The organism is Acidimicrobiia bacterium, assembly GCA_041676705.1.
In the GTDB taxonomy this organism is placed as follows: domain Bacteria; phylum Actinomycetota; class Acidimicrobiia; order Acidimicrobiales; family SKKL01; genus Actinomarinicola.
In genome coordinates this window covers 1-22,845 of the sequence record JBAYRL010000006.1, presented here as the reverse complement: position 1 = coordinate 22,845, position 22,845 = coordinate 1, and the positions used below count along the sequence as shown (strand labels likewise).

Annotated in this window: 28 protein-coding genes; 15 read left to right on the top strand and 13 right to left on the bottom strand. The window is 53.6% G+C overall.

All coding sequences use genetic code 11. The annotated features are described in order from the left end of the window. Positions 1-96 precede the first annotated feature (96 nt). The 7 genes from WC184_09925 to WC184_09895 form a co-directional block, all read right to left on the bottom strand. Complete coding sequence (locus WC184_09925) at positions 97-333, bottom strand: DUF2249 domain-containing protein (GenBank protein MFA7478192.1); 237 nt, start codon at positions 331-333, stop codon at positions 97-99. Between the two features lie 3 nt (positions 334-336). After that, positions 337-546 carry a hypothetical protein gene (locus WC184_09920; GenBank protein ID MFA7478191.1) on the bottom strand — a complete coding sequence of 70 codons (210 nt, stop codon included), beginning with the start codon at positions 544-546 and terminating at the stop codon, positions 337-339. Positions 547-589: 43 nt separating this feature from the next. Continuing rightward, positions 590-1,837 carry an acyl-CoA dehydrogenase family protein gene (locus WC184_09915; protein ID MFA7478190.1) on the bottom strand — a complete coding sequence of 416 codons (1,248 nt, stop codon included), beginning with the start codon at positions 1,835-1,837 and terminating at the stop codon, positions 590-592. A gap of 96 nt (positions 1,838-1,933) precedes the next feature. After that, a complete protein-coding gene (locus tag WC184_09910) occupies positions 1,934-2,362 on the bottom strand; it encodes a universal stress protein (GenBank protein ID MFA7478189.1) in 429 nt (142 codons plus the stop codon). Between the two features lie 60 nt (positions 2,363-2,422). Next, complete coding sequence (gene panD / locus WC184_09905) at positions 2,423-2,779, bottom strand: aspartate 1-decarboxylase (GenBank protein ID MFA7478188.1); 357 nt, start codon at positions 2,777-2,779, stop codon at positions 2,423-2,425. Positions 2,780-2,902: 123 nt separating this feature from the next. After that, positions 2,903-3,625: a TlpA disulfide reductase family protein gene (locus tag WC184_09900; GenBank protein MFA7478187.1), complete on the bottom strand. Its 723-nt coding sequence runs from the start codon at positions 3,623-3,625 to the stop codon at positions 2,903-2,905. Then, complete coding sequence (locus tag WC184_09895) at positions 3,622-4,176, bottom strand: disulfide bond formation protein B (protein ID MFA7478186.1); 555 nt, start codon at positions 4,174-4,176, stop codon at positions 3,622-3,624. Before WC184_09895 ends, WC184_09900 begins: the two co-directional genes overlap by 4 nt. Positions 4,177-4,223: 47 nt before the next feature. Here WC184_09895 and WC184_09890 point away from each other — a divergent pair, with 47 nt between their 5' ends. Both WC184_09890 and WC184_09885 read left to right on the top strand, forming a co-directional pair. Beyond that, positions 4,224-5,288 (top strand): PAS domain S-box protein, encoded by a 1,065-nt coding sequence (locus tag WC184_09890; GenBank protein MFA7478185.1) that lies wholly within the window; start codon positions 4,224-4,226, stop codon positions 5,286-5,288. Between the two features lie 17 nt (positions 5,289-5,305). Then, entirely contained in the window at positions 5,306-5,965 is a 660-nt protein-coding gene (locus tag WC184_09885) for a response regulator transcription factor (protein MFA7478184.1), read from the top strand. On the opposite strand, the gene WC184_09880 is transcribed toward WC184_09885, so the two are convergent. Then, complete coding sequence (locus tag WC184_09880) at positions 5,962-6,423, bottom strand: universal stress protein (GenBank protein MFA7478183.1); 462 nt, start codon at positions 6,421-6,423, stop codon at positions 5,962-5,964. The genes WC184_09885 and WC184_09880 overlap by 4 nt on opposite strands. A 110-nt stretch (positions 6,424-6,533) precedes the next feature. On the opposite strand from WC184_09880, the gene WC184_09875 reads away from it, so the two are divergent. The 3 genes from WC184_09875 (at position 6,534) to WC184_09865 (ending at position 9,000) form a co-directional block, all read left to right on the top strand. Next, positions 6,534-7,310 (top strand): hypothetical protein, encoded by a 777-nt coding sequence (locus WC184_09875; protein MFA7478182.1) that lies wholly within the window; start codon positions 6,534-6,536, stop codon positions 7,308-7,310. A gap of 118 nt (positions 7,311-7,428) precedes the next feature. Next, positions 7,429-7,854, top strand: coding sequence for an OB-fold domain-containing protein (locus WC184_09870; protein ID MFA7478181.1), 426 nt, complete (start codon positions 7,429-7,431; stop codon positions 7,852-7,854). 3 nt (positions 7,855-7,857) lie between these two features. Then, positions 7,858-9,000 (top strand): thiolase, encoded by a 1,143-nt coding sequence (locus tag WC184_09865; protein ID MFA7478180.1) that lies wholly within the window; start codon positions 7,858-7,860, stop codon positions 8,998-9,000. On the opposite strand, the gene WC184_09860 is transcribed toward WC184_09865, so the two are convergent. From WC184_09860 to cofC, 4 genes are read right to left on the bottom strand one after another with little or no spacing between them, the layout of a single operon-like run. Then, on the bottom strand, positions 8,997-9,587 hold the full coding sequence (locus WC184_09860; protein MFA7478179.1) for a 3'-5' exonuclease: 591 nt from the start codon (positions 9,585-9,587) through the stop codon (positions 8,997-8,999). The genes WC184_09865 and WC184_09860 overlap by 4 nt on opposite strands. A 58-nt stretch (positions 9,588-9,645) precedes the next feature. After that, positions 9,646-9,927: a hypothetical protein gene (locus WC184_09855; protein ID MFA7478178.1), complete on the bottom strand. Its 282-nt coding sequence runs from the start codon at positions 9,925-9,927 to the stop codon at positions 9,646-9,648. Beyond that, a complete protein-coding gene (locus WC184_09850; GenBank protein ID MFA7478177.1) occupies positions 9,924-10,655 on the bottom strand; it encodes a PIG-L deacetylase family protein in 732 nt (243 codons plus the stop codon). The genes WC184_09855 and WC184_09850 overlap by 4 nt, the downstream gene beginning before the upstream one ends. Beyond that, entirely contained in the window at positions 10,652-11,239 is a 588-nt protein-coding gene (gene cofC, locus WC184_09845; protein MFA7478176.1) for a 2-phospho-L-lactate guanylyltransferase, read from the bottom strand. The genes WC184_09850 and cofC overlap by 4 nt, the downstream gene beginning before the upstream one ends. A 42-nt stretch (positions 11,240-11,281) precedes the next feature. Here cofC and WC184_09840 point away from each other — a divergent pair, with 42 nt between their 5' ends. The 7 genes from WC184_09840 (at position 11,282) to WC184_09810 (ending at position 18,269) form a co-directional block, all read left to right on the top strand. After that, on the top strand, positions 11,282-12,289 hold the full coding sequence (locus WC184_09840; protein MFA7478175.1) for an NAD(P)H-dependent glycerol-3-phosphate dehydrogenase: 1,008 nt from the start codon (positions 11,282-11,284) through the stop codon (positions 12,287-12,289). 44 nt (positions 12,290-12,333) lie between these two features. After that, positions 12,334-14,580: a hypothetical protein gene (locus tag WC184_09835; GenBank protein ID MFA7478174.1), complete on the top strand. Its 2,247-nt coding sequence runs from the start codon at positions 12,334-12,336 to the stop codon at positions 14,578-14,580. Between the two features lie 15 nt (positions 14,581-14,595). Beyond that, positions 14,596-15,237, top strand: a complete 642-nt coding sequence (locus WC184_09830) for a ribonuclease HII (GenBank protein MFA7478173.1) — start codon at positions 14,596-14,598, stop codon at positions 15,235-15,237. Between the two features lie 34 nt (positions 15,238-15,271). Next, positions 15,272-15,781, top strand: a complete 510-nt coding sequence (locus WC184_09825) for a hypothetical protein (GenBank protein ID MFA7478172.1) — start codon at positions 15,272-15,274, stop codon at positions 15,779-15,781. Positions 15,782-15,812: 31 nt separating this feature from the next. Next, on the top strand, positions 15,813-16,139 hold the full coding sequence (locus WC184_09820; GenBank protein ID MFA7478171.1) for a hypothetical protein: 327 nt from the start codon (positions 15,813-15,815) through the stop codon (positions 16,137-16,139). A 139-nt stretch (positions 16,140-16,278) separates the two neighbouring features. Then, the gene (locus tag WC184_09815; GenBank protein MFA7478170.1) at positions 16,279-16,869 is read left to right on the top strand and encodes a hypothetical protein; all 591 of its coding nucleotides are present in this window, start codon (positions 16,279-16,281) and stop codon (positions 16,867-16,869) included. Next, a complete protein-coding gene (locus WC184_09810; protein ID MFA7478169.1) occupies positions 16,869-18,269 on the top strand; it encodes a hypothetical protein in 1,401 nt (466 codons plus the stop codon). The genes WC184_09815 and WC184_09810 overlap by 1 nt, the downstream gene beginning before the upstream one ends. A 16-nt stretch (positions 18,270-18,285) precedes the next feature. Here the strand turns inward: WC184_09810 and WC184_09805 are convergent, their stop codons facing one another. Next, positions 18,286-19,194: an LLM class flavin-dependent oxidoreductase gene (locus tag WC184_09805; protein MFA7478168.1), complete on the bottom strand. Its 909-nt coding sequence runs from the start codon at positions 19,192-19,194 to the stop codon at positions 18,286-18,288. A 138-nt stretch (positions 19,195-19,332) separates the two neighbouring features. Between WC184_09805 and WC184_09800 the strand changes: the two genes are divergently transcribed. From WC184_09800 to WC184_09790, 3 genes are all read left to right on the top strand, one after another. Beyond that, on the top strand, positions 19,333-21,603 hold the full coding sequence (locus WC184_09800) for a chemotaxis protein CheW (GenBank protein MFA7478167.1): 2,271 nt from the start codon (positions 19,333-19,335) through the stop codon (positions 21,601-21,603). A gap of 33 nt (positions 21,604-21,636) precedes the next feature. Beyond that, positions 21,637-22,059: a chemotaxis protein CheW gene (locus WC184_09795; protein MFA7478166.1), complete on the top strand. Its 423-nt coding sequence runs from the start codon at positions 21,637-21,639 to the stop codon at positions 22,057-22,059. 30 nt (positions 22,060-22,089) lie between these two features. After that, positions 22,090-22,845, top strand: a 756-nt coding sequence (locus WC184_09790; protein MFA7478165.1) for a hypothetical protein, incomplete at its 3' end; no start/stop codon positions are given.

Here is a 22,845-nt window from a genome sequence, read left to right as displayed (position 1 = left end):
TACATCGTACGAAAGAGTACATGATAGTCACAGCTAACCAGAGAGTAACCGCCAATAACATACGTTCTTTTGGCGGCTACCTCTGGTGTTGGATTCCTATGCGGTGCCGTTGCGGCCAATCCGTACCCGCCAGACCTCGGGGCCTGACTCTAGGTAATCCCATGTGAAACGACCGGTATGTTCTGCCTCAAATTGATAATAGAGCGGCTTGGGGTCGTGGTCGTTGATCAAAATGAACGCCGTATTTGGTTCTAGGGCGTTGTAAGTTTCAAAGATCAATTCGTGGCGGCGCATGGGAATTTCTTGACGCACGTCGAGTTCGGTGTCGCTCATGAACTATGTCTCCTGGTGTAGGCGAGCAAGGTAATGCATGACACCGTTGATGCGTTGGGCACCCTTGGGGTCGCCCGACTTGGTTAGAACCCACCACGCTTTGGCCGCAATTCGGCTGGCCTCTTCGGGGGCGCCCGAGCGACCAGCCAAATGTAAGGCCTGTGATAGTAAGGCCACTAAGTCGGGTTCGTCTTGGGTCTCGGCAGGCGTCATGGTTAAGTAGAAGCCTGCCACATAATTCTAGTAAAAGCTAGAATTAATTGCCGAAGTCCCAACCGCTGTCAAGGTTGCGGTACTTACCCAAAACGTTCTTGGCCATCAGAATGCGGTGAACCTCATCAGGGCCGTCGGCCAAACGCAAGGTACGGGCACCTTGATACATGCCCGCCAGCGGCAAATCACCGCTTACTCCGGCTGCACCCCAAACCTGAATAGCACGATCGACCACTCGCTCATAGGCGTTTGGTACGAACACTTTGATGGCAGAAATGTCGGTACGGGCATCCATGTCAGCCGCCATTTTCTCAGCGGTGCTAATGGTCATCAGTCTTGCCGCTTGAATGTCCATGTAGGAATCGGCGATGAAGCCCTGGATGAACTGCTTGTCCTTTAGTGCGCCGCCGTGAACCTCGCGGGTAATGGCGCGTTCTACCATTAAGTCGAAGGCCCGCCACATCTGGCCTAGAGAGTTCATGCAGTGATAAACCCGGCCTGCGCCAAGGCGGTCTTGGGCAGCTTGGTGGCCGGTGCCACGCTCGCCTAAAGCGTTGTCGAGTGGAACGCGAACGTTGTCGTAAATGATCTCAACGTGGTCGCTTTCACGGCCCCACACTGGGATGCCACGTACAATGTTCACTCCAGGTGCATCGGCAGGCACAATAATCTGAGTCATGGCCGAGTTGCGATCAGCGCCGCCTTCGACCTCCTCGGTACGGCACATCACAATAAAGAAATCGGCTCGCTTACCATTTGAGGTGAACCACTTGTGCCCGTTGATCACCCAGTCGTCGCCGTCGCGTCGAGCAGTGGTGCGCAGGGAACGAGGGTCAGAGCCGGGCTGGTCGGGTTCGGTCATCGAAAAGCCCGATTCTAAGGTGCCGTCAATTAGTGGTAGCAGCCATTTTTGTTTCTGTTCTTCGGTGGCGTATTTAACCAGGACCGACTGGTTGCCCGAGTTAGGCGCCACCACACCAAAGAGGCTTGAGGCTCCAGTGGCATAGGCCAGCACCTCATACATGTAGGCCAGTTCCAGAAAGTCGAGACCGGCACCCCCGTATTCAGTGGGTAAGTGTGGTGCCCACAAGCCAGCTTCTTTAACTTTTGTTTTTACCTGCTCGCGTAGGCGGCGAGATTCCGCCTTGTCTTCCTCAGTGAGATTTATGCCGCGGTATTCCGCCCAGAGCATGTTTTCATTGGGCAGAATTTCCTTGTTAACAATGGTGGCGGTGAGGGCCCGGATCTCATTAATTCGATCGCTCACGTTGGCCATTGGCTGCACGTTCATTTGTAGCACTTAAGCACCTCTTTAGAGTTGACGTCTGTGTCAACTCTAAAGGTTGTGCTGAAATTGTAAAAGAGGAAAACGGCCCTTGTCGCTCTGTTAGGTAGCGTCGGTGGGGATGATTACCACTGGACAGGTGGAGTGGCTGGCCACTTGTTGGGAAACGGAACCCAGCAAAAGCCCCATAAAACCGCCGCGGCCACGACTACCCACTATGACCATGTCGGCGTCTTCGGCCGCTGCCAGTATGGCGGGTGCCGCTGCACCTTCCATCAATAATCCCTCAACGGGTTCCACCAGTTCGGAGGTGTCCACCTCGCTCAGCATGGCATCGAGGGTTTCACGGGCACCGTCGGCCAGCATTTGAATATCGAATGGGATTCCGCCCATACCCGAAGCTGCGTAAGGCACGTGCCATACATGCACAACAGTAAGCTTCGCCCCTTCCAAAGCAGCTTGTTTTACGGCCCACTCGAGAGCTTTTCTTGAGCCTTCGGAACCGTCAACGCCTGCTACGAATTTTTTCATAGTGCTGTTGTACTCCTTAACTAATAGCGACCTAAATGTGCCGCTAATTAGATTGTACTTTTAGTGGAGTACGGGTGCGCTTTGACGGTTGAATTCATCGACGTGAACCACTCTGGGTTGATGGTCGATTAGCTCGGAATCTTCATAATCGCCGTAGCTAATAACGATGATCTTGTCACCAGGTTGCACTAGTCGTGCCGCAGCGCCATTTAGACACATATCACCCGCCTCACCCGGAATCACGTAGGTTTCAAGCCGGGCGCCGTTATCGATATCGACAACCGCAACCTGTTCGTTTTCAAGTAGGTCGGCGGCAGCCATAAGCTCACGGTCGATGGTGATTGACCCCACGTAGTTAAGGTTGGCATCGGTCACGGTAGCTCGATGAATCTTGGATTTCATCATGCGACGTCGCATCTATGGAGAGTCTCCTTGATGGTGGGTGCCAGCTACGGTCACCCCCGGTTATGTGTTTCTATCCTGCCACCAAAAACTACGTTTGCGGCAAGTTAAGACGGAAATTCTTCGAACCGATTGGTGTTATTCACCAGGCTCTTCAGTCTCATTGGAAGGAGATTGAGTTTCTCCATCAATCATGCCCTCGAGGCCGCCCCGGGCCACAGCTACCAAGGTATTGAGATCATCACGAGAAAGTTCGCCACTTTGTGCTGCTACGACCTTGCCCTCGGCGTCCAGAATCACAAAATAAGGGAAGTTTCCACCGCCAAAAGCGGCGTGAGCGGTTGAAGTGGCGTCATCTTTCAACGTGGGTACGGTCCACTTTTCGCGGTCAAACCATTTGCTGGGTGGGTAATTCGGCTGACCGGGGGAGATTGACGTTGAAACCGCTACGAAATCGACGTCCTCGGGCAGCTCACCATCATCAATCCACTGCTGAATGCGTGGCACCTCAACCTGGCAATGTGGGCACCAGTGTGCAAAGAAGCCAATGAGCTTAGGTCGACCGTCATTTGAGATCGACATTGGTTCGCCCTTAAGCGAGGTACCCGAAATCTCGGGTGCTTCGAGACCTATCGATCCCTCGGCATCTTGGATGGGCAACGGAGAGCCATTGACCGTCACGGCCGCTGTTTCTGGTTGCTTAGAGCTTTCTTCTTGGGAGAGCGCCACCGCAATGATGCCGGCGAAGATCACGACGGCGGCCACCGCCGCGATGATCCAAACGTTGCGTGAACCGCTACCAGCTTGGGCCGCTTTGGCCACCGAAGAGTTACGAGTGCGAGGTGCCCTAGAAGAACTCATTTACCAGCTTTCTGATTAACAACCGACTTGTCGGTCAATAACAGTAGAACGATGATCGCTAAAAAGCCTGTCAACGCCATAAATGCCAGGCTTACGAAACCCCACTGTTGAAAGTAAGGCACATTGCACGGAACAGTTGGGCTGCAAGAACCGCCTGAGGTAGGGAACTGTTCAATATAGAAATGATACGCAGAAACTATGGAACCTAAGGCTGCCAGAGGAATAGCGTAATACTTGACTGCCGTGTCGCGTCGAACGGCAGCGATACCCAAAAGCAACGCCGAAGGGTACATGGCGATTCGCTGGAGCCAGCAGTATTTGCACGGCTCATAATGAGCGATCTCTGAGTAATACAGGCTTCCAAGAGTGGCCCCGGCGGCGATTACAAAGGCCAACCAACCAGCCATTGGCGCAAGTACACTGGCGTAGGCAGCGGTCCGTGAGGAAGGCCGTAGCCACCGAGCCAATAGCAGCACCAATGTCACAACGGCCGTAATGGCTGTAGCTACGGTTAGCATTGAGAAAAAGAGGTTGGCAGCTTGCACAGTCATGAGTATCAATATCGTGGCATGCCAATTAAAGATTTAGTATGCATAGCGTGGGAAAAGATTCTTACGACCATTCCGAAGTGAGTCCAACTGATTTAGATGCTCAAATGGCGCAGGCCATTTTTAGTGCGGTGCCTGACGGGCTAATCATCGTGGATGAAGACGGTCTGATCGTGTTGGCAAATCCGCAGGCCTACGTAATGTTTGCCTGGCCCGAGGGCCAACTGGTGGGTAGTCGTATTGAAGATTTGATTCCACCTCGATTTCGGGCAGGGCACTATCAAGATCGCGCTAACTATCATGCTGCGCCCAGGGTTCGACCCATGGGGCTTGGCATGGAATTGCGTGCCATTCGCCACGACGAAACTGAATTCCCGGTAGAGATATCACTCAGTCCGGTTACCGAGGGTGGCAAGAGCTATGTGGTGGCCTCAATCCGCGACATTACCGAGCGGGTTGAACAACAAATGCGGTTGGCCGCTACCCGCGAAGCGTTGCAGCTAACTGAAGACCGCGAACGCATCGCCCGTGAACTACACGACACGGTGATTCAACGCCTCTTCGCCACCTCCATGGGGTTGGAAGCCGCGTTGACCAAAGCTGTTAGTCCCGAGACGCGCGCACGCCTCGAGCGCTCGGTCGACGATCTTGATACCACTATTCATGAAATCCGCACTGCTATTTTTGGTCTTCAAGGTGGTGTTCTGGCTTCGGGTGTTCGTAGCGAAGTCATCAAGTTGGTGAAAGACGCCGCGGCGAGTTTGGGTTTCGAACCGCACCTCAGCTTTATCGGACCAGTCGATACGCTTGTTTCAACAGAACTTGGTGATCAGCTTTTGCCCACCTTGCGCGAGGCGCTTTCTAACGTCGTTCGCCACGCCAATGCCACTGCGCTTGAGGTTAGTTTGACGGCCACCAAGACAACGGTGACTTTGGTCGTTACCGACAATGGTGTTGGGGTGGCTGGCACTTCGTTGAGCAGCGCTAGCCCGTTGTCAGGTTTTGGCGTAAAAAATATGACCCACCGTGCCGAATCGCTCGGCGGTTTCGCTTCGCTGACTAATGTGGATACGGGTGGTCTCCGTCTAGTGTGGGAAGTGCCCGTTAGTAGCTAGAGGCCTGGAGATTTCTTATGCCCATAACTGTGTTCTTGCTCGACGATCATGAGATTGTGCGTCGGGGCCTGCGCGAGATGCTAGAGGCTGACGGTCAATTTGAAGTGGTGGGCGAAGCGGGCACGGTGGCAGAGGCCCTCGATCGGATTCCTGCTACAAAGCCGCAGGTGGCCGTGCTAGACGTGCGTTTGCCTGATGGCAATGGTGTGCAGGCTTGTCGAGACATCCGAAGTCGTAATCCCGAGATTGCTTGTTTGATGCTTACCTCGTTTTCCGATGACGAGGCGCTTTTCGATGCCATCATGGCCGGTGCTGCGGGCTACTTGTTGAAACAGGTACGCGCTAAAGAATTGCTCGAGGCGATCAAGGCTGTTTCTGAGGGTAAGTCGCTACTTGATCCCGAGGTGACCCAAAAGGTTTTAGAACGAATCCGACTGGGTTCACCTGACGATGAGAGACTGTCACAACTCACCGAGCAAGAGCGCAAAATCTTCGATCTCATCGGTAATGGCCTTACGAATCGTCAGATCGCGGAACAGGTTTTCTTAGCTGAAAAAACTGTTAAGAACTATGTCAGTAACTTGTTAATGAAGCTCGGAATGGAACGTCGGACCGAAGCCGCAGCCTATGCCGCCCGCATAGATGAACGCCGCAAGCGCGACAGCCGGCTGTCTTAGCGACAAATCGCCCCGGTACCGGGAATGATGAACAAAGGGACCGGAGAAAATCGCATTAGGTGGTAACAGGTCGAGCCAAGTACAGCGTCATCGGCTGACCCCAAACCTCGGGTGCCTAAAACCAGCAACCCAGCTTCTTCACGTTCAGCGACCCTGGTTAGAACCAAACCGGGTGGGCCGTCTTCCAAAATAGTGCTGAACTCTATGCCGCTCTCGCGCAACAGCGCAGTCCATTCCAGCATTTCAGTTTGCAATTCATCTTGAACTTGGTCGCTCGGGTGCATTTGGCCATTGATGCGACTTAACATGCCGACCGCGTGTACGGCAATCACATGGGCATCGAAGGCTTTTGCCAACAGGGCAGCGTGGCTCACGGCCAGTAGCGACATTTCCGAGCCGTCGATTCCTACCACGATACGGCCGGGTGCAGGCACAAGTGAGGCGTTGGTGGTATTCACAATACCTAGATTGTCACACCTCGTGACCACAATGCTTGAACACGGATAGCGACCCCCGTATGACGCAGTGCATGAAAGGGTGCCTACGTAGCTATATCCGGGAATTTTCAATGTCTAATTCAATTGTTACTTCTGGTCGCGCGTTGCGTCTTTTAGAAATTGCTGAACGTATCGAGCTTGCCTGCCACGAGGTTGGAGATGAGGGCGTGGCACTCATCCGTGTAGCAAATTTGGTGGGTCCTGTTGAGCTGGCTTTGTTGCCGGTTTCATACGTCGATTTGGTATCCACACTGGTAGAAACGGTGCCTGAGCATTGGGCCGCTAGTGGGGTAGTGCTAAGTGGTCACGCTAAACGTTTTAGTGGCCAGGCTGAAGCGGTCGAACGCTTGGGCCTAGCGCGAACGGTGGTCTTGTGTGATCGCCACGGTACCTTCACTTCGGTAATCCGAGTGGCCGGTGATGCACCCACGAGCCGGATTGAAAACAGTCTCGATGGACCCCATGGAAAAATCGCCGATGCTCTACGACGAAGTATGGGATTACCAACCGCACCGGCCACCGTGCCCATTCGTCATTTTCTAGCCTTGTTGTGGGTCCATAGGATATATACCCTGGCAGCCACGGGCACCGAGGTAACCGTGCAAGTCATCGAAGGAGCCCAACCCACACGGTGGCTATCGTGGCACCAGGTTCACCAGGCCTGTTTAGCTGGAGAGTTACCAGAGCTAGGCATTAGTAAACGCATTGCCTCATGGATGGATGTCGGCATCTTCTCGCGTTGGTGCTTGGCTAACTTTCCCGAACTTTCAGACCTATTGAATGACTTGGCCGAGATAGTTCCCTCTGCCACCTATAGCCATTTGCAGCTGCAGTTGTTACGAATTTAGCTTCCCAATGTCACCCAGCCTGCGGCTCTGTCCTAGCGTAGGAAAAATAGGCCGTTGGTCACAGCGGCCCAGGGAAGATCCAAGCAATACAACTCTACAATTAGGGGGGACCCTTAGAATGTCTGCGCCGAAATCGGCCGCTCCTACCCGACCTGTGCCAGAGCCGGTACCGGAAACTGCCCATTTCTGGGAAGGTACCAAAGCTGGCGAACTTCGGATCCAGCGGTGTCAAGACTGCGAGGGAGCATATTTCCCGCCGCGGCCATTTTGCCCAACGTGCTCTAGCCGCAACGTAGCGGTTGAGGTAGCTAGTGGTAAAGGCACTCTCTATAGCTATGTGATTCATCACCGCGACGTGCCCGGCTTCACAGCACCGTACTCAATTGCTGTTGTCGAGCTTGATGAAGGTCCTCGGATGATGACCAACATCGTGGGCTGCGATCAAACGCCTGAAGCCCTGGTGCTCGACATGCCGGTTGAGGTCACTTTTGAAGAAGTCACTGATGAGATTTCAGTGCCGCTGTTTCGTCCGGTGGAGGCATAAGTAATGAAACCGAAAAGTGTGGCTGTAGTCGGGGCCGCAGAAACCACCGACATGGGGAAAATCCCCAACCTTTCGCAGCTTGGCCTTCATGCTGACGCTGCCTTGAACGCTATGGCTGACGCCGGCCTTACCGCCAAAGATATTGACGGCGTGGCCTGCGCGGGCGAATCGCCAGTAGCCGTGGCCCAATACTTGGGTATTGTGCCCAAGTACGTTGATGGCACCTCAGTTGGTGGCTGTTCATTCATGTTGCATGTGCGCCACGCTGCTGCCGCCATTAATGAAGGTCTTGCCGACACTATTCTTATTACCCACGGTGAAAGTGGTCGTTCTCGGGTTGGTTCCGGGCGCTGGGGCATGGCACCTGCCAGTCTGCCGGGCCAGTTTGAAATGCCCTATGGCCCCATGGGTCCTCCCACCACCTTCACGATCCCATGGTTGCGTTACGCCAAGACCTACGGTGCTACCGAAGAAGATTTGGCCAACGTGGCGGTGATCCAGCGTGAATGGGCAGGGCTAAACCCCCGTGCTTCGTTCCGTGATCCGCTCACCGTTGACGAAGTGCTCGACTCGCGTATGATCGCTTGGCCCTTCCGTAAGCTGCTTTGCTGCTTGGTGACCGATGGTGGTGGTGCCTTGATTCTCACCTCAGCCGATCGTGCCAAAGATTTTCCGCAGAAACCGGTCTACATTTTGGGCACCGGCGAAAGCAGTGAAACGCCCATGGTTAGCCAAATGGACGATTTCACCACTTCGCGAGCCTTTAGAGTTTCGGGTAAGAAGGCGTTCGATGAGGCCGGTATCACCCACGACGATGTTGATCACCTTATGATCTACGACGCCTTCGCGCACCTCCCGATCTATGGTCTAGAAGATCTCGGTTTTGTGGGCTTAGGTGAAGCTCCGGCGTTTATTCGAGAGCGCAACACCGCTATTGGAGGGAAGCTACCGGTTAACACCAACGGTGGTGGCCTTTCATACATGCACTCCGGGATGTATGGCATGTATGCCCTACAAGAGAGTGTCCGTCAGATGCGTGGTATTGCTCCGGCACAAATTGAAGGTGCCGAGATTTCAATTGCGCACGGTGTGGGGGGCATGTTTGCCGCCAGCGGCACCATAATCTTCTCGAACGTAGAGCCTTAAGAAGCTTGCTGCGTTATAGCTGCCACCCGTTTGTCGTGATTAACGGGTGGCGCTATCGCGCTTGGCGTCTGATCAATAAAGGAAATAACGCTGTTCCAGCGCCGCGATGCCAACGCCCGAGCTAGTTCCGCGTCGCGGGTTGCTTTAGCGTGCAGGGCTTCTTGAGCCAAATTGCAGGCGGGAGCCGGGCGCTCACTGTGTTGATACATGCGGCACAAATCGACATGTGCGTGGCCATGCCAACTGGCTCGATAAGCATGTTGGTGCCCAACTAGACCTTTACCCAAACTCACGCGGTGTGAAGCTTCCAGGCGAAGGCCTAAACGAATTCCGTAGAAGGCAGCCCGGTCGTAGATAAACGGCAGGTCATACAAGGCGCCATTCCAGGTGGCGATCACCCCGGGTTCGAGCGACGCTAGGTGCTGTTCTAGCCCTGCTAGCAGCAACCATTCATCGCCGACCAAAGTTTCGGTGCCTCGAATAGTAGAGATGGCAATAGCGACAACCGATGAGATACCAGGGTCAAGACCGTCAATTCTGGTATCCGTCTCAATGTCGAGACCGTATATCAGCCTTTGTCGTGCCATTACCTAAAGCATGGTACGTAATATGAGCGCTGAAGTGGTGGATACTCGGGGTGTTTAGTTAAGTATCGATGTGCAGCTTAGGTGTGCCGTCTTCGACGAAAAGGGTGCCGGGCATACCTATTAGGTCGGCATTGTGCCAGCCAAGGTGGGTGGCCTTTAGTTCTAACACCATGCCTTTTAACTCACCCATGACTATTGCTAATGATAGCTCCATACAGTCATCGCCAGGATCGCCATATTCACCGGCGTCAACGATAAATACGTCGTAGTTACCATCAGGAATATCGGGGATGCCACCAGGCAAAATAGCTGGTTGGGGTTTTGGAGAGTTCTCGGTCATAACGGCTCGATTATTTTGTAGGCTTCCGCTTGGCTTAATCCGGCCAGGCTACCGGTGGCAGCTAGCTGGCTTAGAATACGGTGTCGAAAGGCTTCGGCTTGAGTGCCATCATCGTTGGGCTGAATGTCCATGGTGGTGATGAACTGACTTACGTGTTGCATTAAGGCGTTCACTTTGTGTTCTCCAAAGCCCGTAACCTCTTCGAAGTGATCGGCCTCATCGGCTTCAAACAACAACAAGGCGTCGGGACGATGATGCGCCAGGTTTTGTTCAGGAAAGAAGTGCGGGTCGCGCGCTCCGACAATTGAATCGACGCACAAAAACCCAGCAGCGCGATGATCAGGGTGGAGTCGATAACGCTTCCATGGATCATGCCCGAGGACCACATTCGGTTTCAGGCGTCTAATCCATTCAACTATCTGAAATCGAACAGAACGTGTGTTTTCTAATTCTCCGTCAGTGTGGCCCAAAAAGACTACCTCGCCGGTTGCGCCGATAGCTTTCGCTGCTCGGCGTTGTTCATCTTGTCGAGTAGATACCAGTGCGCCCAGGTCTTCATTGGGGTCCCAAGTGCCTTTTTGGCCATCAGTACATATTAAATAGCTGACTTCGCAGCCAGCGGCCGCCCATTTGGCCAAGGTGGCACCGCATTGGAAGTCAATATCATCGGGGTGCGCACCGATTGCTAAAGCCCGATTTGGTATCGCCAAGTTAATTTTTGGGTTCACTCTTGTTCCGAAGGTCTAGATAAAACTGACAGATCACGCGGTTCGTCAACATCCCATCCCAAAGCGGCGTCTTCCACCACACGATACGGCAAACCTAGCGCTTGAACGTGGTCTAGATGGTAAGCAAAGGAACCCGGTCCATAGCCAAATACGAAGGCGGCGCTGGTGGGCACGCTCATCACGTTTGTGCCTTGTCGGTGCCGGTCAGGCACGATTGTTACGCCCTCGAATTCGGCAAGCCACGCCAAATCTTGGGCCAAGGGTAAATCGCCGTGAGCAACGATCACGTGTGAGAAACCAGCTTCACGTAAGTATTGAAACGCTTCTTGCACGGCATTGTTCAAACCAGGCTCTTTCTGAAAAAGGACCATGGCTTCTTGCTGGCGGGCCCATGTTGCTACCTCGTCGTGATCACACACCACTAACACCGGTAGCGGCGCGGCGGCTTGCAACACCACCTGCGCCATTTCACGAGCCAAGCTGGCACGCTTGCTAGGTGCCAAAGTTTGGGCCAGGCGACCCTTAGCCGCACTAAATGGTTTCATGGGCACAATAACGGCAGCTCGGGTGGGCATTAGCCTCATAGAATACAGGGTCGCACCGCGAAGCACGCCTAATGTTGGCTTATGGAAACACGAGTAGCGGTGGTCGGCGCAGGCTCTTGGGGAACAACTATCGCCCATGTTATAGCAGCTCGTGAACCTGTACGGTTGTGGGCTCGTCGCCCCGAGGTCGCTGCTGAAATTAACGAAACCCACCGAAACTCGTCGTATCTGGCGGCCCACGAATTGAACAAAGCAATCGTGGCGTCCTCTTCTATGTCTGCCACGGTTGCCAATGCCGAAGTGGTGGCAGTGGCCGTGCCCTCGCAGGCCTTTCGCGGAGCCCTGGCAACCATGGCCCCACACCTTTCGGCTAATGCCTCACTGGTTAGTTTGACCAAGGGCTTTGAGGAAGGCTCGATGAAACGGATGACCGAGGTTTGCGCCGAAGTTGTCCCGGGCCATTCCACCGCGGTTTTGACCGGTCCTAATTTGGCTAACGAAATTATGGACGGTTTCCCGGCCGCTTCGGTGGTGGCTACAGCCGATGAGGCCCTAGGTGCCCAGGTGCAGGGCTTGTTTGCTGGCTCAAACCTTCGGATTTATACCCACCATGATGTGGTTGGTGCCGAAACGGGTGGTGCTCTTAAGAATGTGATTGCCATTGCGTGTGGTGTGGCCGATGGGCTTGGCGCCGGAGACAACTCGCGAGCTGCCATCATTACCCGCGGTTTGGCTGAGTTGACACGCCTTGGCGTCTCGATGGGGGGCGTGCCTATCACCTTTGCCGGCTTGGCCGGCCTTGGTGACTTGGTGGCTACCGCTATTAGCCCCCAAAGCCGTAACCGTCATGTGGGTGAGCAGTTAGGTCGAGGCCGCGACCTGCCTTCAATAATCGCCGAGATGAACATGGTTGCCGAGGGTGTTAAAGCAGCTCAGGTGGCGTTGCGGTTGGCCCGTGAACATGGGGTTGAAATGCCGATTGCTAATTTGGTGGCTCAGGTTTGCAACGGCAGTATTTCGGCCACTGAGGCTTTTAATCTGTTGTTGGCCCGAGATGCCCGCCCCGAAGTTTATGGTTTTCAACCCTAGATAATTCTGGGTCTAGGTCGGGCTTCGGTAGCATCTTGGGTGTCATGGCTGAAGATGCTCTAAACCCAATGCGGTCAATTGTTTCTCACGCTGCGGAATGGATGTTGCCTTATTGGCTTGAACGCCAGCTAAATCCGTCCAGCCCTTCTTTTGTTCCGGCGTTGGGAAGCGGAGCACCTGAAAATATTACTCATCGCAACGCGGTACCAGTTGGCACTTTAGGTTCCCCCGAACATGCCATTGTCGATCCTCGGGGTCTGGTTACCCCATGGCCCGGTGGCTGGAGTTTGGACTGGTGGGCTGGCGCCGATGACCGGTGGCGTCTCCCAGCCCGTGAAGGCGGGGTGCGCCAGGTGTTGCACGGTAATGCGCCGATTGTTGAAACCACTATGCGGGTACCTGGTGGCGACTTTGTAGAACGAGTTTGGGCGTTTCACGATTCTGAAACCGGGCCCACCTTGGCGGTTGAGTTTGCCAATGAAAGCAAGGCACCACTGGCATTGGCGATTGCCATTCGCCCTTTCGGAGTTCTGGGCCACCATCGTGTAGGTACCGTTGAGGTCACCGATTCGATGGTTTCGGTGGATGGCCGTTTGGCCATGTGGTTACCCAAACCAGCCCACCGCAGCGCTGCCGCCAGCTTCGTGGATGGTGACGTAGCTCGTGTGGTTATGACTGGTGGTGCTTCATCATCGGCTTCAACCGTTAGTCGATGCGAGGCCGGGTTCGCTCAGGCAGCCTTAATTTATCCCCTAAGCCATAGTGCGTCGCTTCGGGTCCTCATTCCGCTGCGCTCGCTAACACCCAGCGAAGTCTCAACCGCCCCGGCCGTGGTGCCGCCGTATGATGCCGTAGCTCGAGGCTGGCAGTCTCACGTGGGTCGTGGCACGAGGATTGTGGTGCCCGATCAGATCTTAGGTGACACCTTCGAACGTGCCCGTACCCAAATGTTGTTGGTTTCACCCGGGGTCGATTTGGCCCACGGTGACATGCGCGACGCCGCCGCGGTGGTGCGAGCCCTCGACCTGGTTGGATTGCATGAAGAGGCAGGATTAATAGTTGAAACCTTGCCTGAGGGCCAAGGTACATCCGGTCGCCTTGGTGGCGACGACCGCAACCGAAGCGCTACGGGTGCGGTTGTCTCGGCTTTTGCCGAACATATTTTGTGCTGTCCAGAGTGGGAAACCGACGATTTAACCTTGGCTATGGCCGCTGCTGGGGCCCATTATCGCCCTGGTGCGCGCCGCTGGTCGTTTAAGCACGATTCGTTAGAAATTATGGATGCAGCTTGGCATCTGTATGGCACCAACGTTTTGGCCCAGGCTTTGCGAGACCGTAATGAGATCGAAGCCGCGGTCGAGATTGAAAATCGGGCTCAAGATTTGTGGGAGATGGTGGAGGTTGGTCTCCAAACCGGAACCAGCGGCAGCTTTGGTTCTAACCCGGTAGAACTTTTGGAGCTGCTGGCACCCCTTAATTTGTTGGAAGCACAAAGTGAGGTCGCTTCTTCACTGATGGAGGAGATCCGGCGTCGCTATCTCCACGAAGGTGCCGTAGTCGACCGTTTTGGTGGTGGTGTTTTATCACCTGGGGCCACTGCTCGTTTCGCTCAGGCGTGTCTACGTCGTGGCGAACGCGAAGCTCTCGAGTCTTTACGGGTTCTAAACGAGATGTCCACTCAGCATCTGGGTTGGCCCACCACGATCAATCCGCTTACCCATGGTGGGGCTAGTGGTGAGGCGTGGTCGGCGGGTGCCGCCGCGGCCTATGTGGAGGCAGTGTGTGACCTGATGGCTTACACCGTCGCCCCGCAGAACGGTCAGCCCGCCCAAATGGTGCTTTGTCCAGTTCTTCCCGAGAGCTGGTTGGGGGGAAACATTGAGCTACACAATCTGAACACTTCTTTGGGTCTGCTCTCTTACGGCATTCGTTGGCACGGTAAACGGGCCGCGCTCTTGTGGGATTTCATTCCAAAAGAGGGTTTGGGTGAAGTTCTAATTACCATGCCGGGGGTTGATCCAAGTTGGTCGACCACCGAACTGCGTGGCGATGCACTCTTGGGTGTGCCACCAATTGCGACCGAGCTTGAAGAAGTGGCAGCTGAAGAACCCGCTGAACAAGAAGTGACCCTCTCCCTTGGGGTCCGCACTCGCACGACACAAACTGAAACCCAAGCTGAAGCAGAAGTTACGGTGTCGAAGCCGATTCCACCATCTGCGAAATCGTCTCCCAGCCCAACCACGGTTTCGTTTCCGGGTTTGAACCCTGAAGACGGACAGTCCTTTAGTTAGAAGAACGTTAGTTTCTTGGGCTCCACCAAGCGGTCATCTGCGCCTCACCTCCAGCTAGAAAAAGCTTGTTGGAATGCTGGCGAAGAGGTGGTGGTGGGGATAGATGAGGTTGGTCGAGGCGCGTGGGCTGGGCCCCTTAGCGTGGGTGCGGTGGTGCTACCGAAAGAGCGTCGCTTGTACAAGCTTCGTGACTCCAAAATGCTTAAGGAAGCGGAGCGAGAAACCGCTTATGCCCGCGTTGTTGATTGGGTGAGCACGTTCTCGGTAGGGCACGTGAGCCCGGCTGAATGCGACGAGCTAGGTATGTCGCAGGCCCAGAAGTTAGCTGCGCAGCGAGCTATTGCGGGTTTGGGAGTAACACCTGATCGCATTTTGGTTGATGGTAACTGGGATTTTGTGGGTGGTGGCAAGACCCAGCTGGTGGTGCGCGGCGATACTATTTCGTTGTCAATTGCCGCCGCTTCGATTGTGGCGAAAGTGACTCGAGATCGGCTGATGCGCGAGCTATCCGAGTCTTTCCCGCCGTTTGAATTCGAACGTAATAAGGGTTATCCAGCACCACGTCACCGGATGGCTTTAGCTGGCTATGGACCCACTTCGATTCACCGTAGAAGCTGGAAATACATGGGTTCTTTGGCTTTTCAAGGGGCTATTTAGACGTAATGAAAATAGCGCGGTACCTTCATTTAACATGAATCCTTCCTGGTCCTCGCCGGTTCCTGGGTGGTGGTCACGAACCTGGCCTTTGGTCGCATTGGGGCTCTTAAGCGTGACTATGTGGATTGGGCGTGTCCGCAATGTTATTTCTACCGACACGCTGCATGGCCCGGGCTTAGTTTTTCGCTTGGTTATGTCGCTTCTTTTTGTGGGTTTAGGGGCGGTGCTGCTGGTGTCTTGTTGGATGGGTCGCCAGCAACGAAACTGGCGTGAGTTTGCCCTTCGAAGCAGCGATGGTTGGCGAGTTAGGGCTGGTATTCCCGAATGGGGTCGTCAGCTAGCAGCAGTGCTAATTGTCTTCACTACTTTGGTCTGGCTGGTGCAGGGTTTTGGCATCATGCTCGACTCGAATCACACCACTAGCTTTAAGATGATTCACACTTTTTTAATGGTGGGTTCGTTAATCGTGGCTGGTACGGCGGGCTGGGGTTTACGCCGTAGTTGGCCGGTGGTTAACTCTTCCCGTTCGACAATACCCGGTTAAGCGGAAGTCTCGACTAGAATCAAGGGTCACCATGGGCCAGCCAGTAACTGTTATCGAGAAACCATCAAGCATCCCCGGAACGGTTCGTTTCGAGATTAACCGTTCACTCACTGGGATGGGGCATGAACGCTATGTAGCGGGCACTTTGATCGAAGGCGATCGTCCCCCAGATCGGTTGGCACGTAGCTTGTTCGAGCACGGGGGCATTGAAAGCGTTCATATTTACGCCAATGTCATTACGGTCACCTTAGATGAGCACCGTAACTCGAGCGGTCTTAAAGAAATCATCGAAGATCTCTACATCTATTATCTGCCTGGCGTTGAAGTCGCTCCGGTAGAAGGGTTTGGCGAAGACTAAAGTCGCGCTTGCCCAACACGAACGCATGTTCGATAATGGTTAGGTGGGGTTAGCTAAGCACCAAGCCGTTCTTCAACATCTTCAAGAGCTAGACGGTGTTGTCTCACCCAAGGGAACTCACCTCCCTTTACTAGAGCCTTTGCAACCACTTTTTGGTGGTGACTTGCCTAAAGGCTGGGTGGTGTCATTAGCAGCTCAAGCGGGGTCAGCTAACTCGTCATTGGCTTTAGCTTTGGCCGCGGCCACTACCGCACAAGGCTCGTGGGTGGTGGCTCTGGGCTGGCCATCGTTAGGTTTGGTGGCTGCCCACAACCTAGGGGTTAACCTCAATCGTTTAGTTATAGCCGACGTAAGCTCGTCTGAAGAAACTTTGCTGGCTTTAGATATCTTGGTTGGCTCGGTCGAGCTAATTATGGTTAATAACCTTCGCTTAAACGGCCGTGAACATCGTCATTTAACCTCTAGGTTACGTACCAGGGGCACAACTTTAATTAGTGTAAACACTTCTTGGCACACTACTCCCGATATTACTTTGTGGGCTTCAACCCTAAGTTGGGAAGGTTTAGGTAACGGTCATGGGCATTTACGTTTAAGGCGTGTGAATATACGCTCTCGGGGCCGACGTAAAGCATCTCAAGAACGTAGTGTGCAAGTTTGGCTACCAGGGCCTGAGGGTAAAGTTGAATCCGCTTCTTCCCCGGTACCGGTAACAAGCCTAAGGGCAATTTAATGCTGGCAACAGCTTTGCCCACCCGCACTACGGTCATCTGGTGTTCAGGCCTCGACCATAACGAAGAGGTGCTTGAAACTTTAGGTAGGTATGTGGCTGAAATTGAGGTTCTTAGCCTGGGTACCTTCCGCTTTGCCACTATTGGTCCTGCCCGATATTTCGGTGGAGAAGAAGCTTTTCTAGCGACCTTGTTTACGGCTTTGGTCGAAACTCCCGGTGTCCAGACGGTACGGATTGGCACCGCCGATGGACTTTTTAGTGCTTTGGTGGCATCTAGCCAACCAGGTTCTGGTTCTTTGGTGGTGCCCAGAGGTACATCACCCAAGTTTTTAGCTAGCCAACCTATTGATTGGCTAGCAAGTTCTGGCCTTGTGAGCACCCTTAAGCTTCTGGGTATAGAAACTTTGGGTGATTTTACTTCACTGTCTCTAAAAGACGTGGTCACCAGGTTTGGCTTGGAAGGCCAACAGGCCTATCAACTAGCTAGTGGGCAAGATGAGGAAACTATTAAACCTACGCTAGCGCCAAGCGATGAAAGTGTGGCTGTTAACTTCGAGGTGCCAGTCAATCAAGTTGAACAAGTAATCTTTATCGTAAAGTCTTTGGCGGAAGAGCTGCATGAGAAATTATCAAAGCAGTTTATGCAATGTGCTCTGCTCAGCATTCAAGCAGAAACAGAATACGGCGAAACCTTAAGTAGGCAATGGCGCCAAAGTGGTTTAATCAGTTCGAAGGTATTGAGTTCTCAAGTGCGTTGGCAGCTTGAAGGCTGGTTGTCGCAACCAGCTAACAAGCGTCCCCATGGGGGTATAACTCGTTTGGTTCTGATGCCACTAGAGCTTCGTCCGGCGTCTCATTATCAAGCCCAGCTTTGGGGTGAAGAGCTCTTCAGTCCTGCTCATGAAGCTATTAAAGCCTTTAGAAGGTTAAGTTCTTTGCTTGAACCAGCTTCACTAAAGGTGCCCCAATGGCGGGGAGGCCGAGATTTTGGTCGCCAAATAAGCTTGGTTCCTCTGGAGCATGAAGATCTCACCCAACCAAAGGCAGCCCCAGAGCAGAAACCTTGGCCTAACCAGCTGCCGTTGCCAGCACCAGCCACGGTGTATGGAAGGAAAACGGTTCAAGCTTGGGTGGTTGACCGTCAAGGCGACCCGGTTGCGGTAAGCGGACGTGGAATGTTAAGCGCGCCCCCGCATCTGGTACGAGTAGAGGGCCAAACCCCAAAGACGGGCTGGAGCGAAGTTCAGTCGTGGGCTGGTCCGTGGCCTTTGAGTGAACGATGGTGGAACTATCAAAATCATCGTAGGTATGCCCGTTTCCAGCTTGTTACAACCGATGGAGTCGCCAGGTTGATGGTGCTTGAAAACGGGCATTGGTGGGTGGAAGCTTTATACGATTAGCCGTTGTTCACAGCCCTTATTCAAAGGCCTCAAAAAGCTCTTCGATAGCTGCAAATTGGCCGCCTTTGGTAGACGACATCACCATGATGGGGGTGGTTACCCCAGCCTCGAACCAGGCTTCAATTCCTTCGCGTACTTCGCCTACCGAACCCGAAAGTGTGCAGTCATCTAGCCAGCGATTGCTCATTAGCCCAGGTAGCGCCTCGCGGTTGCCTTCTTCAAGTGCCGCCTCAATTGCCATCATTTCTTCCTCGTAACCAGCCGCTTTCCAATAATTACGGTAGTTCGGCAACATCACATAGCCACTAAGGGTGCGCCGGTGGATAGCCCGGGCGGCATCGCGATCATCATCGATCACGGTCGGTATCATATTTCCCACAAAAAAGCCGCTGTCACGTTTTTCTTTGGGTATGCGAGGGACTGAATGGTCGCGAATATATGAGAGGCTAGCGTTTGCCCAAATGGCACCATCGGCCAGCTCAAGTGATAAATCAAGCATTTTGTCACGTAAGGTAGCGGTCACAATCGGGGGCAATTCGCCAGCTTGGCGTGTGGCCCCCTGAATTGCCGTCACATAGTCACGAATGTCGGAAAGTGGTCGTGAGCTGTCCACCCCTAAACGGTCGTTAGCCGGAGCGTGGCTCACACCCACCCCTAAACGGAAACGACCCCCTGAAATTTCATGAATAGTGCCAGCATGACTCGCCAAATCAACGGCATGGCGCAAGTAGATGGGCTGAATAGCGGTGCCGAATTCGATGGTAGAAGTGGTATGCGCTAATGCCTGGCACAAACCCATGGCGTCACCCATGCTGGGACAATAAATACCGGCAAAACCACGGCGTTCAATCTCCTGGGCGAACTCAATCGTTCGAGCCTTCTTGCCGGGTACGGCTACCAGAGAAACGGCTGGTTTTTGATTCATCTGTTTCCTCCTAAAGATTCCCGCCATCTTAGATGCTGGGCCATAGTGCTCATCTCTACCTTGAATGAAACCCCAATGCTTATTTGGTCTTAGGTAGGGCCGATCAAGCTCACGTGGGTCTCTCAGGGATGGATGCGGATGAGCGATAACGAGTCAATGGATCATGGTCTCGACGACGAAATGTTGGATGAGATCATCGGCGAATTCTTGATTGAAAGTAGCGAGGCACTGGACCAGCTCGATCAAGATCTCGTCACTTTGGAAGACAACCATTCCACGGAAGTCTTAGCGTCAATCTTTAGAACCATGCACACCATCAAAGGCACCTGCGGGTTCTTGGGTTTTGGCAATTTAGAATCTTTGGCCCACACCGCCGAAAACCTTTTGTCGCGGTTACGTGACGGTGAATTGCAGGTCACGGCCGAAATTACTACGGCTTTGTTACTTACCGGTGACGCTATTCGCGAGATGATGGCCACCGTTGAATCCACACGTAGCGATGGCACCTCGTCGTATCCCGAGCTGGTAAATGAGCTTTTGCGTTTGCAACAAGATGAGCCCGAAACTAACGGTGAGGTACAGCCCCTCAGCGAGGTTCTCACCGATTATGGCGATGTAGCTGCCGAAAATGATGCAGCTGCCGAAGATATTGAAGAAGCGCAACAAACCCAAACTAGCCAACGGGCATCCAGCCGTTCCGAATCCACGATTCGGGTTGATGTTGAGCTCCTTGATGATTTGATGAATCTGGTGGGTGAGCTGGTGCTTGCTCGCAACGAAATAGTGCAGCTGTCTCAAGACGAAGGTCGGGTTGAAGACGCCTTGAGTCTGCCCGCACAACGTTTAAATCTCATCACCACCGAACTTCAAGAAGGTGTGATGCGCACCCGCATGCAGCCCATTGGCAACGTGTGGAATCGTTTTCCGCGGGTCGTGCGTGACTTAGCTCGGGCCAGTAAAAAGATGGTCCATGTCGAAATGGAAGGCTCGGACACCGAGCTCGATAAAACAATTGTGGAGGCCATTAAAGATCCACTAACCCACCTGGTACGCAACTCGGTGGATCACGGAATCGAGTCACCCGAGGAACGTCAGCGTTTGGGCAAGCCTGCCGAGGGCGTTCTAAGCTTGCGGGCTTTCCATGAGGGTGGACAGGTCATCATCGAAATTTCGGATGACGGCGCTGGAATTAATGTGGATCGAGTGGCGCAAAAGGCCATTGAGAAAGGTCTTATCGAGCCCGATGCGGTAGCGCGGATGAGCCAGCGAGAGCTGGTAAATCTCATCTTCACCCCTGGCTTTTCCACCGCGGCTGTGGTTACCAACGTTTCCGGCCGTGGAGTGGGGATGGATGTGGTTCGTACCAACATCGAACGTATCGGCGGCAGTTTGGATGTCACCACCGAAGCGGGTGTGGGTTCAACCTTCCGGGTCAAAATTCCGCTGACCTTGGCCATTATCCCGGCCCTAATGGTGGGTTGTGGCGATGAACGTTTTGCCATTCCCCAGGTGAGCTTGTTGGAGCTGGTGCGTCTAGAAAACAACGAGCTTCGCCATGATATCGAGTGGATTCATGGGGCTCCGGTGTTTCGACTTCGGGGTAGGTTGCTACCACTGGTCGATCTTTCCAGTGAATTGGGCTTGGAAGCGTTGCCGCTTAGCGAGCGTCGCCAAGTGAACTTGGTGGTCTTGCAATCTGACAACCATCAATTCGGCCTAATCGTTGATTCGATCACCGACACCCAAGAGATTGTGGTTAAACCGCTTAGCGCCCAACTCCACGACGTGGGCACCTTTGCTGGGGCCACCATTATGGGCGATGGACGAGTAGCGCTGATCCTTGACATTCTAGGTTTGGCACAACGTTCAGCCGTGGTTTCGCATGATAAATCTCGTGTCCATGATTCACCGGTGGCTGAGGTGGAAGAAATCAGCCAGGTTGATGAAGACGCCATGTTGGTTGTTGGCGTGGGTGGTGGCCAACGTGCCGCCGTGGCTTTGTCCACGGTTTCTCGCTTAGAGCAGATTCCGAATTCGGCTGTTGAATACAGCTCGCGAGGTGTTGTTGTTCAATATCGTGGCGAACTTTTGCCGCTGGTATCGCTGGCGGCGGTCGCCAACGTAGGTGTGCCAGCATCTGTTGCGTGGGCTGAACGAGGCAACCTCAATGTGGTGGTGTGGGGTGCTGATGATAATCAGATTGGTTTAGTCGTCGACAACATCATCGATATTGTGAACGATTCGGCTGGCACCGCCCCTCGTTTAGTTGAAGAGAACGGCTCGGCATCTTTCGTAACAACCTTAGGTGGTGAGGTTACCGACGTGATCGACATAGACATGTTGCTTGGAGCACCGTTGTCTTCGATTGGTTCCGACTGGAGCCACGATTATATGAGTCTCTCTAGTTGAGCAGCGGCATGATAACGAAAAGGAACAAATAGTATGCAATATTGTACCTTCAACGTAGCTGGCTTCTTGTTTGGGATCGAAGTTGACCAAGTTCAAGAGGTGATCCGCACCCAAAACATGACTCCCGTGCCGATGTCGCCAGCAGTGGTGGAAGGTTTGATCAACCTTCGCGGTCAGATTGTGACTGCGATCGACCTGCGTAAACGATTGTCTTTGCCGGAAAGACCTCAAGGTCTTCGTCCCATGAACGTTGTGGTTCGTATGAGGGATGGCGCGGTCAGTTTACTGGTCGATCAAATCGGTGAAGTAATTGACGTATCACAAGACAGTTTTGAAGCGCCTCCATCAACCCTGGCGGACAATGTGATGGATTTAATTAAAGGCGCTTACAAGCTCGATGGGCAACTGCTTTTGCTATTAGACACTGCCCACGTAGTAGCCGTAGCCAGCGTGTAATACATTCCGCCATAGATTTAGGTTTTTAGTATGACTTTGAATAAACGTATCCGACTAGCGTTTGCACCTTTAGCTGGTATCGCCATTTTGGCGTCATTATTGCTCTTGATGTTAATCGGCAATGTGAACAACAACGTTGCCCGTATTTCGAACCAGGTTGAAACTCAACGCATCGCTACGCAGGGTATTCAGGTTCTTCAAGCTATTCGCACCAACGTTTATGAACTTGGCCAAGCCCGACGTGAACCAGATCGGGTCGCGGTGCTTGATGAGATGCAAGAAAACCTCGATTATCTGGCTGACATTCATGCCTATTTGGATGAGCACCTACTCGACCCGAACACGAGAGCGGCGTTAGAAGAGTGGAACGTCGCCCGGGGCCAGAACACCAACCTGGTCAATTTGCGCGAGGTGCGTGCCAATGCTGTCAACGTTCAACAAGTGGCCATGATTCTGGCTCAACCCGAGGTTATTCCTCTGCTTGGCGAATCGATTGTTGGCATTACCAAGGTTTCTGATGGGGTGACGGCCTACACCCAAGCGCTAACCGACAGCAGCCAGAGCGACTATTCCCGAGCCCGAATGGCTGGAATTGTGGCCGTCGTGACCCTGGTGGTGGGTGCCCTGATTGGTGAGCGTTTGCTGACCCGAGGTGTGTCGCGGGTGGTGGGTTCTTCGGCGGTGGCTTTGGGTGAGGAGGCTGTTGGTTTGGCGGTGGTGTCTTCTCAGTTGGGTGCTAATGCTGAGGAGGCTGCGGTTCAGGCTGGGGTGGTGTCGGCGGCTGCT